This is a genomic window from Massilia sp. 01N417 (assembly GCF_056399645.1).
Genome location: NZ_JBFTRS010000009.1, coordinates 28,233 through 42,971, shown reverse-complemented (window position 1 = coordinate 42,971; position 14,739 = coordinate 28,233). Strand labels below are relative to the sequence as shown.

Here is a 14,739-nt window from a genome sequence, read left to right as displayed (position 1 = left end):
TCAGCGCTCGCAGAACTTGGATTCCCGCCTTCGCGGGAACGACGGTATTCAGGCAGCCAACTCGATCTTGTCGTTCGCCTCTTCCATGCTGGAGTTGTGCATCTCCTCCAGCGCGCGCTTGTATTCGGTCGGGAAGACCTTCACGAACTTGCCGCGGCTGGTGGCCCAGTCGTCCAGCAGGTTGCGGGCGCGGGTCGAGCCGGTGTGCTTGAAGTGGCGTTCGATCAGGCGCTTCAGGATCGCTTCGTCCGACTCGCGCTCGCCGTGGCGGGTCTGGGCGTGCCAGGACGACTTGTCGCCCTGCTCCTTGGTGGACAGCACGCGCTCCAGGTTGACCATCGTCGTGTTGCACTTTTGCTCGAACTCGCCCTTCGGGTCGTACACGTAAGCCACGCCGCCCGACATGCCGGCTGCGAAGTTGCGGCCGGTGTCGCCCAGCACGACCACGGTACCGCCGGTCATGTATTCGCAGCCGTGGTCGCCCAGGCCTTCGACGATGGCCGTCGCGCCCGAGTTACGCACCGCGAAGCGTTCGCCGGCCACGCCGTTGAAGAAGGCTTCGCCGGCGATGGCGCCGTACAGCACCGTGTTGCCGACGATGATGTTGTCGACCGCCCAGCCGCGGAACTCGGTATTCGGACGCACGATGATGCGGCCGCCCGACAAACCTTTACCCACGTAGTCGTTGCCCTCGCCCACCAGGTCGATCGTGATGCCGGCCGCCAGGAAGGCCGCGGCCGACTGGCCCGCCGTGCCCTGCAGCTGGATGTGGATGGTATCGTCCGGCAGGCCGGCATGGCCGTAGCGCTTGGCGACTTCACCCGACAGCATGGTGCCGACCGTGCGGTTGACGTTGCGCACCGGCGAGATGAAGGACACGCGCTCGCCGCGCTCCAGCGCCGGCTTGGCCTGGGCGATCAGCTTGTGGTCGAGTGCCTTGTCGAGGCCGTGGTCCTGGCCTTCGCTGTGCAGCAGGGCCTGCGGGCTGGCGGCCTTCGGCTGGTAGAAGATATTGCTGAAGTCCAGGCCCTGCGCCTTCCAGTGGGTGACGGCGCGGCTCTGGTCGAGCAGGTCGGCGCGGCCGATCAGCTCGTCGTAAGTGCGGATGCCCAGCTGGGCCATGATCTGGCGCGCTTCCTCGGCAACGAAGAAGAAGTAGTTCACCACGTGTTCCGGCTTACCCTGGAACTTGGCGCGCAGCTCCGGGTCCTGGGTCGCCACGCCCACCGGGCAGGTGTTCAGGTGGCACTTGCGCATCATGATGCAGCCCTCGACCACCAGCGGCGCGGTGGCGAAGCCGATTTCGTCGGCACCCAGCAGGGCGGCGATGACGACGTCGCGGCCGGTGCGCATCTGGCCGTCGGCCTGCACGCGGATGCGGCTGCGCAGGCCGTTCAGCACCAGGGTCTGCTGGGTCTCGGCGAGGCCCAGTTCCCACGGCGTGCCGGCATGCTTCACCGACGACAGCGGCGAGGCGCCGGTGCCGCCGTCATGGCCGGCGACGACCACGTGGTCGGCCTTGGCCTTCGAGACGCCGGCGGCAACGGTGCCGATGCCGACTTCCGACACCAGCTTCACCGAGATCGACGCGTTCGGGTTGGCGTTCTTCAGGTCGTGGATCAGCTGCGCCAGGTCTTCGATCGAGTAGATGTCGTGGTGCGGCGGCGGCGAGATCAGGCCGACACCCGGCACCGACACGCGCAGCGACGCGATGTACTCGGACACCTTGTGGCCCGGCAGCTGGCCGCCTTCGCCCGGCTTGGCGCCTTGCGCCATCTTGATCTGGATCTGGTCGGCCGACGCCAGGTACTCGGCGCTGACGCCGAAGCGGCCGGAAGCCACCTGCTTGATCTTCGAGCGCAGCGAATCGCCTTCCTGCAGCGGGATGTCGGCAACCACGCGGTCCGAGCCCAGGATCGAGGCCAGGGTCTCGCCCTTGGCGATCTTGATGCCCTTGAACTCGCCCATGTAGCGGCGCGGATCTTCGCCGCCTTCGCCGGTATTGCTCTTGCCGCCGATGCGGTTCATGGCGATGGCGAGCGTCGCGTGGGCTTCGGTCGAGATCGAACCGAGCGACATCGCACCGGTGGCGAAGCGCTTGACGATTTCCTTGGCCGGTTCGACTTCGCCCAGCGGGATCGCCTTGGCCGGGTCGATCTTGAATTCCATCAGGCCGCGCAGGGTCAGGTGACGCTTGCTCTGGTCGTTGATGATCTGGGCGTACTCTTTATACGTGTTGAAGTTGTTGGCGCGGGTCGAGTGCTGCAGCTTGGCGATCGCGTCCGGAGTCCACAAGTGGTCTTCGCCGCGCACGCGGAAGGCGTATTCGCCGCCGACGTCCAGGCTGTTGGCCAGCACCGGGTCCTTGCCGAAGGCCAGGTGGTGCAGGCGCAGCGCTTCCTCGGCCACTTCGAACAGGCCGATGCCTTCCACCGTCGACGAGGTGCCGCGGAAGTATTTGTCGACCAGCGACTTGTTCAGGCCCACGGCTTCGAAGATCTGGGCGCCGCAGTAGGACATATAGGTCGAGATGCCCATCTTCGACATCACCTTCATCAGGCCCTTGCCGACCGCCTTGGTGTAGTTGTAGGTCGCGTCCTGCGGCGACATCGCCTTCGGCAGGTGGGCCGCCAGGTCGACCAGGGTCTCCAGCGCCAGGTAGGGGTGCACGGCTTCGGCGCCATAGCCGGCCAGCAGGGCGAAGTGGTGGGTTTCGCGGGCCGAACCGGTTTCGACCACCAGGCCGGTCGAGGCGCGCAGGCCGCGCATCACCAGGTGCTGGTGGATCGCCGAGGTGGCCAGCAGGGCCGGGATCGCGACCTGCTCGGCCGACATCGCGCGGTCCGAGACRATCAGGATGTTGTGGCCGGACTTGACCGCGTCCACGGCTTCCGCGCACAGCGAGGCCAGCGAGGCTTCGATGCCCTCCTTGCCCCAGCTGGTCGGGTAGCAGATGTTCAGCTCATAGGACTTGAACTTGCCGCCGGTGTGCAGGCTGATCGAGCGCAGGCGCGCCATGTCGTCGAAACCGAGGATCGGCTGCGAGACTTCGAGGCGCATCGGCGGGTTCACGTTGTTCGTGTCCAGCAGGTTCGGCTTCGGGCCGATGAAGGACACCAGCGACATCACCATGCTTTCGCGGATCGGGTCGATCGGCGGGTTCGTCACCTGCGCAAACAGCTGCTTGAAGTAGGAGTACAGCGGCTTGAGCTTGTTCGACATCACCGCCAGCGGCGAGTCGTTGCCCATCGAGCCGGTGGCTTCCTCGCCCAGCACCGCCATCGGCGCCATCAGGAACTTCAGGTCTTCCTGGGTGTAACCGAAGGACTGCTGGCGGTCCAGCAGCGAGATCGCCGCCTTCTCTCCCTGGGCCGGCGTATCCTTCACGCGGCTGTGGGCGAGCTGGCTGTCGGTGACCTTGATTTCGTTGAGCTTGATGCGCACCGACTTGATCCAGGCCTTGTACGGCTTGGCGTTCGAGTAGGTGTCCTTCAGTTCCTTGTCGTCGATGATGCGGCCGGCTTCGAGGTCGATCAGGAACATCTTGCCCGGCTGCAGGCGCCATTTCTTGACGATGCGCGATTCCGGGATCGGCAGCACGCCGGACTCGGAAGCCATCACCACCAGGTCGTCGTCGGTGACGACGTAGCGCGCCGGACGCAGGCCGTTGCGGTCGAGGGTGCCGCCGATGTGGCGGCCGTCGGTGAAGGCCATCGCGGCCGGGCCGTCCCACGGCTCCATCATCGCGGCGTGGTATTCGTAGAAGGCGCGGCGGTTCTCGTCCATGGTCGCATGGTTTTCCCACGCTTCCGGAATCATCATCATCATCGCCTGGGCGATCGGGTAGCCGGCCATCACCAGCAGTTCCAGCGCGTTGTCGAAGCAGGCGGTGTCCGACTGGCCTTCATAGATCAGCGGGAACAGCTTGTTCAGGTCTTCGCCCAGCACGGCCGACTTCATCATGCCTTCGCGGGCGCGGGTCCAGTTGAAGTTGCCCTTGACGGTGTTGATCTCGCCGTTGTGGGCGATCAGGCGGTAGGGGTGGGCCAGCGGCCATTCCGGGAAGGTGTTGGTCGAGAAGCGCTGGTGCACCAGGGCCAGGGCCGAGACGCAGCGCGGGTCCTGCAGGTCGCGGTAGTAGACGCCGACCTGGTCGGCCAGCAGCAGGCCCTTGTAGACGACGGTACGGGCCGACATCGAGGGCACGAAGAATTCCTTGCCGTGGATGAGTTTCAGGGCCTGGATCGCGTGGCCGGACGATTTGCGGATCACGTACAGCTTGCGCTCGAGCGCGTCGGTGACCATGACGTCGGGACCGCGGCCGATGAAGATCTGGCGGATCACCGGTTCCTTGGCGCGCACGGTCGGCGACATCGGCATGGTCTCGTCGACCGGCACGTTGCGCCAGCCCAACACGACCTGGCCTTCGGCGCGCACGGCGCGCTCGATTTCCTGTTCGCAGGCGATGCGCGAGGCGTGTTCCTTCGGCAGGAAGATCATGCCGACGCCGTATTCGCCGGGCGGCGGCAGCTCGACGCCCTGCCTGGCCATCTCGTCGCGGTAGTACTGGTCGGGGATCTGGATCAGGATGCCGGCGCCGTCGCCCATCAGCGCATCGGCGCCGACCGCACCGCGGTGGTCCAGGTTCTTCAGGATCAGCAGACCCTGTTCAATAATCGAATGACTCTTGTTGCCCTTGATGTGGGCGATGAAACCGACGCCGCAGGCATCGTGTTCATTGGCGGGATCGTATAAACCTTGGGCAATCATGAGGGACTCCACGGCATTTTTGAAGAAGTGAAGGCCGAGAATAGAGCAGAGTCAAGTAAACATCAATCACAACAATTAGGGTCGGAGTCGAATTAAATTTGGAAACTTTTACCTTCAAAATAAATAGGGACATAGTAATAACGCGTACACCAGCGGCATCTCCGCTACCAAAATGCTTTTTAAATCAATGGATTGCTGGAAATCGACGACTCAGTCGAGCAGCTCTTCCGGCTGCCTGGTCTTGAAGGGGCGTCCACGCTTGGCTGGCAGAATCTGCCGTTTGGTCTTTTTTTCGAGCTCAACCTTGAAGGCATGGGAGCCCACCGGCGCGCCCTTGGCCAGCGCGCCGCCGATCAGTTCCCCCTCCTCGCTGCCATAGCCCTGCTGCACCAGTTCGATGTAGGCGGCTTCGCGCTGGAAGGGCGTGTTGCCGAGTCCCCAGTACAGCATGTGGTCGGTGACCAGGGTATCGGACCGCAGGCCGGCGTGGTGGGCATAGCTGGACCAGCGGTAGTCGGCCGGTTCCGGCGCCAGCTGGGCGAGCACCGGCGCCAGCTCGAGGTAGCGGCTTGCCGCCAGCAGGTAGTGCGGGGCGTCGACCAGCGAGGTGCGGAAGCGGCCCTGGAACAGCGTGCCCGAGCGGCCGTACTTGCTGTTGAACCAGGGAACGTAATGGCGGCCGACCTTCTGCATCATCAGCGCCAGGCCGTCTTCGTCCGCGGGTGTGGCCAGCAGGATGACGTGATTCGGCATCAGGACCCAGGCGTGGACCGCCACCTTGTACAGCCGCGCGCACTCCTTCAGCCAGTCGTGGAAGCGCTCCTGGTCTTCGTCGTCGCGGAAGATGGGCTGGTTGTCGTTGCCGCGCTGGAGGATCAGGTGCGGCTGGTTCGGCAGGATCAGGCGGGGTTGGCGGGCCATGGCGGTATCGGGATTTGACTATGTCCCCGATTATATCCGCGCACACGGAAAAAATGCATTACCATGTCCCTAATTATCGGATTTTCTTGAAAATGCCGTCGAAAGGGGGCTCCGGCCATACCAGGCGCCAGGTTTCGCGGCTCTGCAGGTGCAGATACCAGACCTCGACCAGCACGATGCCGCCGCCGCCATCGCCGTGGCGGTAGGGAACGGCCACCGGCACCTGCCTGGCCAGGCCACCGCTGACCTGCCCGGTCATCCAGCATTCGAAGCTGCGGAATTCGACCAGGCTGGTGAAACCGTCGACTTCTTCCCAGGGGCAGGGAAACTTCATGGCGGATTGCCTCCATGCGCGCGATCGGCAGCCTAGGGTATCAGGGTCGGCTGAAGATGACCATGCAGTCGAGCCGGGCCAATTTCCTGGCGCTGTCGAATTCGACGCGGACATCCTCGCGCCGGCTGACCAGGAAACCGGTTTCCCTGAGCCTCACGTACAGCCGGCGTGTATCGTCGGCGTCGTACCCCGGCAGCGGTTCGGGCGCCTCGTAGCGCAGCTTCCTGTGCTGGATTTCCTTCACGACCTCGGGATAAGGCATCCCCGGCGCAAGCGAGGCCATGAACTTTTCCGTCGAAGCGCTGCAGGTTGACGGATTCCCGTCAGCTTCCTGGCGCAGCGACTGCCAGGCCAGCAGGACGCCGGCGCCAGCCGCGCATGCAAGCAGGAGCCAGGTCTTGCGCCTCATGCGCTCGAGGGTTTCAGGCCAGCGTGAAGCCGGCCGACAGGCTGTAGCCTTCGCCGTAGGCACTGCGCAGCGGCAAGTCCTGGCCGAGGCCGGTGCGCGCCTTCTTGCGCAAGCGGTAGACCAGCATGTCGACGCGGCGGCTGGCGTCCGGATCGTCGCCGCCCATGCCGGCCACGATCACCTGGCGCGGCACCGGCCGGGTGTTGATCGTCAGCAGGTGCAGGAAATTGCACTCCTTTTCCGTCAGGTCGATGACCTTGCCCATCAGCTCGAGCTGGCGGGCGGACACGCGCAAGGTCCACTTGCTCGGCGCCGGGGCCGGTTCTTGCGGACGCACGCGGCGGTCCAGCGCCTCGATGTGGGCGGCCAGCTCGGGGAACTTGATCGGCTTGGTGAGGTAGTGGTCCGCGCCCAGGCGCAGGCCGAGGATGCGGTTGTCGAACGCGACCCGCCCGGTCAGGACCAGCAGGCCGATCTCCGGATACAGCTGGCGCATCCGCGGGATGACGTTGAACCCGTCTTCGTCCGGCAAGCCGAGGTCGAGCACCACCACGGCGGCGGGCGTGCGGGTCAGCGCCGCCCACATGTCGCCGGCGGTGGTCGCGATCGTGACGTCATGGCCAAGTTCCTTGAGGAAGTCGGCCATGTCGCCGGCGTATTCGCCATTGTCTTCAACAATCAGTATTTGCGTCATGGGTTGGCCATGTCTTTATTTGTTTTTCCCGGTCTCTTTTTGGTCGGGTGGCTACCCGTAGGCCGTCCCGATTATCACTGCTGGTCTGTCAGGAAGCAAGACCTTTCCCCGGCGCATCTTGTACCGGGAGCCACAGGCGGAATTCGGCCCCGCCTTCCGGCGCCGCCGCATGCTCCAGCGTGCCGCCGTGCACTTCGACGACGGAGCGCGCCATGTACAGGCCCAGGCCGCTGCCCGGCAGGCCGGCGGCATTGCTGCCGCGATAGCCCTTGTCGAAGATGCGCGGCAGGTCGGCCGGCGGCACGCCCGCCCCCGCATCGCGCAGCGCCAGCTCGACGCCGTTCCCCGTGCGCCGTCCCAGCACCGTGAGGGCGGTATCGGCCGGCGTATAGCGCAGCGCGTTCTCGAGCAACATCTTCAGCGCCAGGCGCAGGCCGGCGGGCTCGCCGCGCAGCTGGGCCGGCAGCTCGTCCGCCTCCAGCGCCACCTTCCTGCCGGCCACGCGCGCCTGCGCCACCACTTCTTCCAGCAGCAGGCGCGGCGCCACCGATTTTTCCTGGCGCTGGCGCCCCAGTGCCGCCATCCGTTCCGGCGACAGATAGTCGTCCAGCATCGCGATCAGGCGGTCGGTCGCGGTCGCGATCTTGCGGTAGCGCTGGCGCGTCGGCTCGTCGGCTTTCGTATTGGTCGCTTCCAGCCGCTGGATGGCGCCGTCGATGGTCGACAGCGGCGTGCGGAACTCATGGTTCAGCATGCTGGCGAAGCGCTTCTGCTCGCGTTCGCGCTCCCGCCGCGCGGACTGGTCGCGCACCAGGCCGGCCAGCGCCTGCGCCCTGCCCGCCTCGTCCAGCAGCAGGGTCGAGATCACTTCCACCGGCACTTCCCGGCCGTCCGGCCGCAGGATGTCGAACTCGCGCACCACGCGCAGGCGCGAACCGTCGCCCGCGGCGAAGCGGCGCAGGCGCTCCTGCAAGCCGGCGCACAAGGCTGCCAGCGGACCTTCCATATTTGTTGATAAATGTTCATGAACATCCAGAACGCCATAACCCAGCATTTCGTTGACGTTTGGACTGATATAGACAGGCAGACCGCTGGCGCAATCGAGGATGAAGGCCAGGTCGCCGCCGAGCTCGGCAATGCTACGGAAGGCCTCGGCCGTCGCCAGGGTGTTCGCCGGCTCCGCACGGCCAGACAGAGGAAGGTGGGCGTTGCGGGCCATGGAACCCTTCACCAAAGTATGTTCAGTCGTGAAGTATAGTGCCCTGTTTAGTCATTTGTATAGAACAGTGACTCTAAGATGTTGCTTTTGGGTATTCGCGGTGCATAACGACGCAGAAACGCCGCAGAAACAACGTCGTCCCCGCGCAGGCGCCTCGCTGCGCGAGGCCCCAGGTTCTGCTTGCGCTATCGAAACGCGTACAAACTTGGGTCCCCCGCCTACGCGGGGACGACGGTATTTTTAGTCTTCCAGCGGCGCAAAAATCGCCTGCAAGTCTTCCTGCGTCAACGCCATCTTCTGCGACTCGCCTTCGGACAGGATCGACTGCGCCAGTTCCGACTTCTTCTGCTGCAGCAGCTGGATCTTCTCTTCCAGCGTGCCTTTCGCAATCAGCTTGTAGACGAACACCGGCTTGTCCTGGCCGATGCGCCAGGCGCGGTCGGTGGCCTGGTTTTCGGCTGCCGGGTTCCACCATGGGTCGTAGTGAATCACGGTGTCGGCCGCGGTCAGGTTCAGGCCGACGCCGCCGGCCTTCAGGCTGATCAGGAAGATCGGCACCGCGCCCTGCTGGAAGGCGGCCACCTGGGCCGAGCGGTCGCGGGTTTCGCCGGTCAGCAGCGCATAGCGGATGCCGCGCGCTTCCAGCTCTTCCTCGATCAGGGCCAGCATGCTGGTGAACTGCGAGAACACCAGGATCTTGCGGCCCTCGCCCAGCAGGTCGTCGATCATCTGCATCAGGTCGGTCAGCTTGGCCGATACCGCCGCCGTGTTCTTGCGCGACGGCATGGCTTTCACCAGGCGCGGGTCGCAGCAGACCTGGCGCAGTTTCAGCAGCGCTTCCAGGATCACGATCTGGCTGCGCGCCACGCCCTTGCGGTCGATCTCCTCGCGCACCTTCTTGTCCATCGCCAGGCGCACGGTCTCGTAGAGGTCGCGCTGCGGACCGCTGAGCTCGATGCGGCGGATCATCTCGGTCTTTTCCGGCAATTCCTTGGCCACGTGGTCCTTGGTACGGCGCAGCAGGAAAGGCCTGATGCGGCGATTGAGGAGGGTGCGGCGCACCGGATCGTCCTGGCGTTCGATCGGATGGCGGAACTGGCTGTTGAAGGTCTTCTCGTCGCCGAGCAGGCCCGGCAGCAGGAAGTGGAACTGCGACCACAGCTCGCCCAGGTGGTTTTCCAGCGGCGTGCCGGACAGGCAGAGACGGTGGCGCGCGTTCAGCGAGCCGGCCGTCTGCGCCGCCTTCGAGCGGGTGTTCTTGATGTAGTGCGATTCGTCCAGGATCACCAGGTGATACTGGTGCTCGCGCAGCTTTTCCTCGTCGCGCGGCAGCAGGGCGTAGGTGGTCAGCACGATGTCGGCGCCGTCGATCTGGTCGAACAGCTCCATGCGTTCCTTACCTTGCAGCAACAACACCTTCAGGCTGGGGGCGAAGCGCGCGGCTTCTTCCATCCAGTTCATCATGAGGCTGGTCGGCGCGATCACCAGCGCCGGGCTGGTCAGGCGGCCCGCTTCCTTTTCCGTCAGGATGTGGGCGATGGTCTGCACGGTTTTACCGAGGCCCATGTCGTCGGCCAGGATGCCGCCCAGGTCGTATTCGCGCAGGAATTGCATCCAGGCCAGACCGTCGAGCTGGTAGTCGCGCAGGGTCGCCTGCAGGCCTTTCGGCGCATCGACTTTCTTGACCTTGCCGAACTGGCTCAGCTTGCGGCCGGTCTCGCGCAGGCGTTCGCCGCCGGTCCAGGTGAACTCGGCGCCGCGGGCCAGCTCTTCCAGGCGCGCCGCGTCCAGGGTCGACAGGCGCACCCTGGACTTGATCTTGTCGTTGAAATACAGCTCGCCCAGGGTCGACAGGATGGGCTTCACGCGGCCCCAGGGCAGCGCCACGCGCAGGCCGTCGGGCAGGGTCGCCAGCATCTGGTCGGCCTCGGTGTGTACCGCCAGCACTTCCGGATTGAAATCCAGCGGTGCGCTGCGGATCAGCTGGACCAGCACCGGCAGCAGCGGCACCCGCTTGCGGTTGACGACGATGCCCAGCTCCAGCTCGAACCAGGCATTGCCGGCCTCGATCGGCTCGTCGATGTCGGCATACCAGTCTTCGACCGGCACCACGTCGTAGCGGTACTTGGCCGATTTCTGCACCTGCCAGCCGAGATCGGTCAGCGATTCGAGGTCGTTGCCGGCAAAGCGCAGCCACTGCGCCTGGCCGTCCAGCAGCAGCGCGCCGGACAGCGAGCTCAGCGGCGTCGTGGCCGGCTTGCGGAAGCCCATCTTGTTGAGGATGTCGAGCGCCTTGGCCTCGGCGGCTTCGTCGCGGGCGATGATCTCGGTGACGTCGCCGATCTGGCGCACCACGCGCTGGGCCGGGTCGAAGGAGATGCGCTGGCCGTCATAGTCGAAGGACAGGACGGCGAAGTCCTGCCAGCGCTGGCCATTGCCCTCGGCCACGGGAAGCGCGTCCAGCAGCAGGTGGGGCACCGGCTTGACGTCGTCGCGCAGGCGCTGGGTGAGCGGCTGCGGCAGCGGCATCAGCTGTTGCAGGCCGTGCGCCAGCAGCAACTGCGAGACGCGCTTCTTGTCGTTGCCGCCCAGCGCCGGGGCTTGCGCCACCAGGGCCTGCAGCTCGGCCAGCGAGATGTCGATGCCGCCACGGTTCAGCTCGAGGGGACCGCAGGACAGGTTGTCGATGTACCACGGCGGATCGGTCGGCAGCATGTAATCGACCAGGTCGGCGCCGGCATGGGTCGCGCCCTTGGCCGGCTCCACCGACCAGCCGAGCTTGGCCGTACGGCCCTCGTCGCGCCAGGCCAGGCTGGCCTTGCGTACCGGTCCCTGCTGCAATGGGTACAGCAGGCCGTTGGTCATGTCGGACCAGGAGTTCGCCCACAGCAGCTTGCCCTGCGCGAGCAATTGCTCCAGCAGGATGGCGCCCACTTTGCCCTTCGGCTCGGTGGCGCTGGTGCTCTGGTTCGACCCGCTGCGCATTGCAATAAAGAAACGAACCAGGTCTTCGTCGTCGCCCTCCAGGTAAGCCGGCGGCGCCGACAGCAGGGAAAACACTTCGCCCACCGGGCTGGCGGCGGCCACGTCGCCGTTCGGACGCAGGCGCGCCTTGCACAGGCACACCGCGACGTGACGGCCGCCGCTGGTCGGGGCCATGACATAAACGAATTTGTACTGGACAGCTTTGGGGTCGGCGACTTCCGCGGTCAGCTTGGGCTGGGGATGTGCTGCCGCTTCGACCCTTTGCAGCCAGCTCAACACCGGGGCAGGCAGGGCTGGCGCGCGTGCTGGCGCTCTAGCCGGAGGTGCCTCGCTGGTGTCGTCGCGATGAAGATCAACTGTGTGCATGGGTCTCACGAGTCTGTATGAAAAAAAACAACAACCGATATTATCCTTCATGCGGTCCGTTCTGTTTTGTTCGGAATCGCACCTTGCCGAGAAATCTTTACCGGCCGAAAGAAAGCAAAAGAGAGAAAAGTTACACGCTTCCGCGCTTTTGCACCACCCCCACACGAACGAGCACGGCCAATAATTTGGTGGACAACAACTGTCAAGACTGGCGCATCCGTCGGGTTTGCGTATCATTGCCTGTCTGACCCACTGATTTCCGTACCATGCTGCCTTCGATCGAACAACGCCTCGCCCAAGAACTGTCCGCCAAACCGGTCCAGGTGGCTGCTGCCGTCGCCCTGCTCGACGAAGGCGCCACAGTCCCCTTCATCGCCCGCTACCGCAAGGAAGCCACCGGCGGCCTCGACGACATCCAGCTGCGCCTGCTGGAAGAGCGCCTGCGCTACCTGCGCGAGCTGGAAGACCGCCGCGCCTCGGTGATCGCCTCGATTACCGAGCAGAACAAGATGACGCCGGAACTGCTCGACGCCATCACCCATGCGGAAGACAAGACCCGCCTGGAAGACCTCTATCTGCCCTACAAGCAGAAACGCCGCACCAAGGCCCAGATCGCGATCGAAGCCGGCCTGGCCCCGCTGGCCGATTCCCTGCTGGCCGACCCGTCGCAGAATCCGGAAGAAGTGGCCACCCAATACCTGCGCGAAGCCTTCACCAATGCCGACGGCGTCAACAATCCCGGCGTGGCGGACAGCAAGGCGGCGCTGGACGGCGCACGCCAGATCCTGATGGAGCGCTTCGCCGAGGATGCCGAACTGCTGCAATCGCTGCGCGAATACGTGCAGGAACACGGCGTGGTCGAATCGAAAGTCGTCGAGGGCAAGCAGGAAGAAGGCGAGAAGTTCGCCGACTACTTCGATTACTCGGAACCGCTGTCGACCGTGCCCTCGCACCGCGCGCTGGCGCTGATGCGCGGCCGCCGCGAAGGCATCCTGGACGTCACCCTGCGCCTCGACAGCGAAGAAGAAAAGCCGAAATGGGACGCGCCGCACAATCCCTGCGAGAGCCGGATCGCGGCCCGCTTCGGCATCAAGGGCGCCGGACGTCCGGCCGACAAATGGCTGCTCGACACCGCGCGCTGGACCTGGCGCGTGAAAAGCTTCATGTACATCGAGACCGAGCTGATGGGCCTGCTGCGCGACAAGGCGGAGAGCGATGCCATCCACGTCTTCGCACGCAACCTGAAGGACCTGCTGCTGGCGGCGCCGGCCGGTCCGCGCGCCACCATGGGCCTGGACCCGGGCCTGCGTACCGGCGTGAAAGTGGCCGTGGTCGACGCCACCGGCAAGGTGGTCGACACCGCCACCATCTACCCGCACGCGCCGCGCAACGACTGGGACGGCTCGCTGCACGTGCTGGGCCAGCTGGCCGCCAGGCACAACGTATCCCTGATCTCGATCGGCAACGGCACCGCCTCGCGCGAGACCGATAAACTGGCCCAGGACCTGATCAAGCAGCGTCCGGAACTGAAACTGACCAAGATCGTGGTGTCGGAAGCCGGCGCCTCGGTATATTCGGCTTCGGAATTCGCCTCGCGCGAGCTGCCGGAGCTGGACGTCTCGCTGCGTGGCGCGGTCTCGATCGCGCGCCGCCTGCAGGATCCGCTGGCCGAGCTGGTGAAAATCGATCCGAAATCGATCGGCGTCGGCCAGTACCAGCACGACGTTTCCCAGACCCAGCTGGCGCGCCAGCTCGACGCCGTGGTCGAGGATTGCGTGAACGCGGTCGGCGTGGACGTCAACACGGCCTCGGCGCCGCTGCTGGCGCGCGTGTCCGGCTTGTCAAGCAGCGTGGCCCAGAGCATCGTCACCTATCGCGACATGAAGGGTGCGTTTTCCTCGCGCGCGGCTTTACGGAATGTTCCGCGCCTGGGCGACAAGACCTTTGAACTGGCCGCCGGCTTCCTGCGCGTGATGAACGGCGACAATCCACTAGACGCCTCGGCGGTGCACCCGGAGTCCTATCCGGTGGTCGAGAAGATCCTGGCCGACATCAAGCGCGACATCAAGAGCGTGATCGGCGACGGCTCGCTGGTCAAGACCCTGAACCCGGCCAAGTACGCGGACGAGAAATTCGGCGTGCCGACCGTCAGCGACATCCTGAAGGAACTGGAAAAGCCGGGCCGCGACCCGCGTCCGGAATTCACCACCGCCACCTTCAAGGAAGGCGTGGAAGAGATCTCGGACCTGCGCCCGGACATGATCCTGGAAGGCGTGGTGACCAACGTCGCCGCCTTCGGCGCCTTCGTCGACATCGGCGTGCACCAGGACGGCCTGGTGCACATCTCGGCGCTGTCGAACACCTTCGTCAAGGATCCGCACACGGTGGTGAAGGCCGGCCAGGTCGTGAAAGTGAAAGTGCTGGAAGTCGACGTCAAGCGCAAGCGCATCGCGCTGACCATGCGTTTGTCGGATTCCGCACCGCAGGCAGGCTCGCAGCCGCAGCAGCGCGGCGACCGCGACGATCGCAAGCGCCTGGCCGATCACCAAAACAAGCACCAGCAGCGCCAGGAACGTCCGGCGGCGCCGGGCGGCGGCGCGATGGCGGCGGCGTTTGCCAAGCTGAAGAAGTAAGCCGCGCGTGTTCGCCGTCACGCCCGCCGATCCGGACAGCCCCGAGAGCGGGGCGCTGCGGCCGCTGGCCGATGGCGTGGCCGAGTTGAAGCGGATGTATGCGCGGCCCGGCAGCGGCGCCGGACGCTTCGTATTGGCGGCACTGGAACGGCAGGCTTTAGCCTTCGGCTACACCGAAGCCTGGCTGGAGACGCGCAGGGTAAACGGGCGGGCAGTGGGGTTTTACGAGAAGCATGGCTATCTTGTCATTCCCAACTATGGCAAGTATGTCGGCAAGCCCGAAGCCGTCTGCCTCGGCAAGCACCTTGTAGGGTGGGCACCCCGTGCCCACGCGTGACCTCTGCGTATTCTTACCCGCGCGGGCACGGAGTGCCCGCCCTACATACGTCCGGCTTTTCTTATAAAATG

Annotated in this window: 9 protein-coding genes; 2 read left to right on the top strand and 7 right to left on the bottom strand. The window is 65.1% G+C overall.

What is annotated here, in order from left to right; translation table 11 throughout:
- Positions 1-48: 48 nt before the first annotated feature.
- From AC1DOQ_RS11740 to AC1DOQ_RS11710, 7 genes are all read right to left on the bottom strand, one after another.
- The gene (locus tag AC1DOQ_RS11740) at positions 49-4,770 is read right to left on the bottom strand and encodes a glutamate synthase-related protein (protein WP_477363694.1); all 4,722 of its coding nucleotides are present in this window, start codon (positions 4,768-4,770) and stop codon (positions 49-51) included.
- 210 nt (positions 4,771-4,980) lie between these two features.
- On the bottom strand, positions 4,981-5,691 hold the full coding sequence (locus tag AC1DOQ_RS11735; RefSeq protein ID WP_477363691.1) for a transposase: 711 nt from the start codon (positions 5,689-5,691) through the stop codon (positions 4,981-4,983).
- Positions 5,692-5,764: 73 nt separating this feature from the next.
- Positions 5,765-6,025 carry a hypothetical protein gene (locus tag AC1DOQ_RS11730; RefSeq protein WP_477363688.1) on the bottom strand — a complete coding sequence of 87 codons (261 nt, stop codon included), beginning with the start codon at positions 6,023-6,025 and terminating at the stop codon, positions 5,765-5,767.
- Positions 6,026-6,065: 40 nt separating this feature from the next.
- Positions 6,066-6,434 (bottom strand): hypothetical protein, encoded by a 369-nt coding sequence (locus tag AC1DOQ_RS11725; RefSeq protein WP_477363685.1) that lies wholly within the window; start codon positions 6,432-6,434, stop codon positions 6,066-6,068.
- A gap of 13 nt (positions 6,435-6,447) precedes the next feature.
- On the bottom strand, positions 6,448-7,128 hold the full coding sequence (locus AC1DOQ_RS11720; RefSeq protein ID WP_477363682.1) for a response regulator transcription factor: 681 nt from the start codon (positions 7,126-7,128) through the stop codon (positions 6,448-6,450).
- An 88-nt stretch (positions 7,129-7,216) separates the two neighbouring features.
- Entirely contained in the window at positions 7,217-8,347 is a 1,131-nt protein-coding gene (locus tag AC1DOQ_RS11715) for a PAS domain-containing sensor histidine kinase (protein ID WP_477363680.1), read from the bottom strand.
- A gap of 240 nt (positions 8,348-8,587) precedes the next feature.
- The gene (locus AC1DOQ_RS11710) at positions 8,588-11,698 is read right to left on the bottom strand and encodes a DEAD/DEAH box helicase (protein ID WP_477363677.1); all 3,111 of its coding nucleotides are present in this window, start codon (positions 11,696-11,698) and stop codon (positions 8,588-8,590) included.
- Positions 11,699-11,964: 266 nt separating this feature from the next.
- Between AC1DOQ_RS11710 and AC1DOQ_RS11705 the strand changes: the two genes are divergently transcribed.
- Positions 11,965-14,331 (top strand): Tex family protein, encoded by a 2,367-nt coding sequence (locus AC1DOQ_RS11705; RefSeq protein ID WP_477363674.1) that lies wholly within the window; start codon positions 11,965-11,967, stop codon positions 14,329-14,331.
- Between the two features lie 7 nt (positions 14,332-14,338).
- Positions 14,339-14,668 carry a GNAT family N-acetyltransferase gene (locus AC1DOQ_RS11700; protein ID WP_477363671.1) on the top strand — a complete coding sequence of 110 codons (330 nt, stop codon included), beginning with the start codon at positions 14,339-14,341 and terminating at the stop codon, positions 14,666-14,668.
- Positions 14,669-14,739 lie beyond the last annotated feature (71 nt).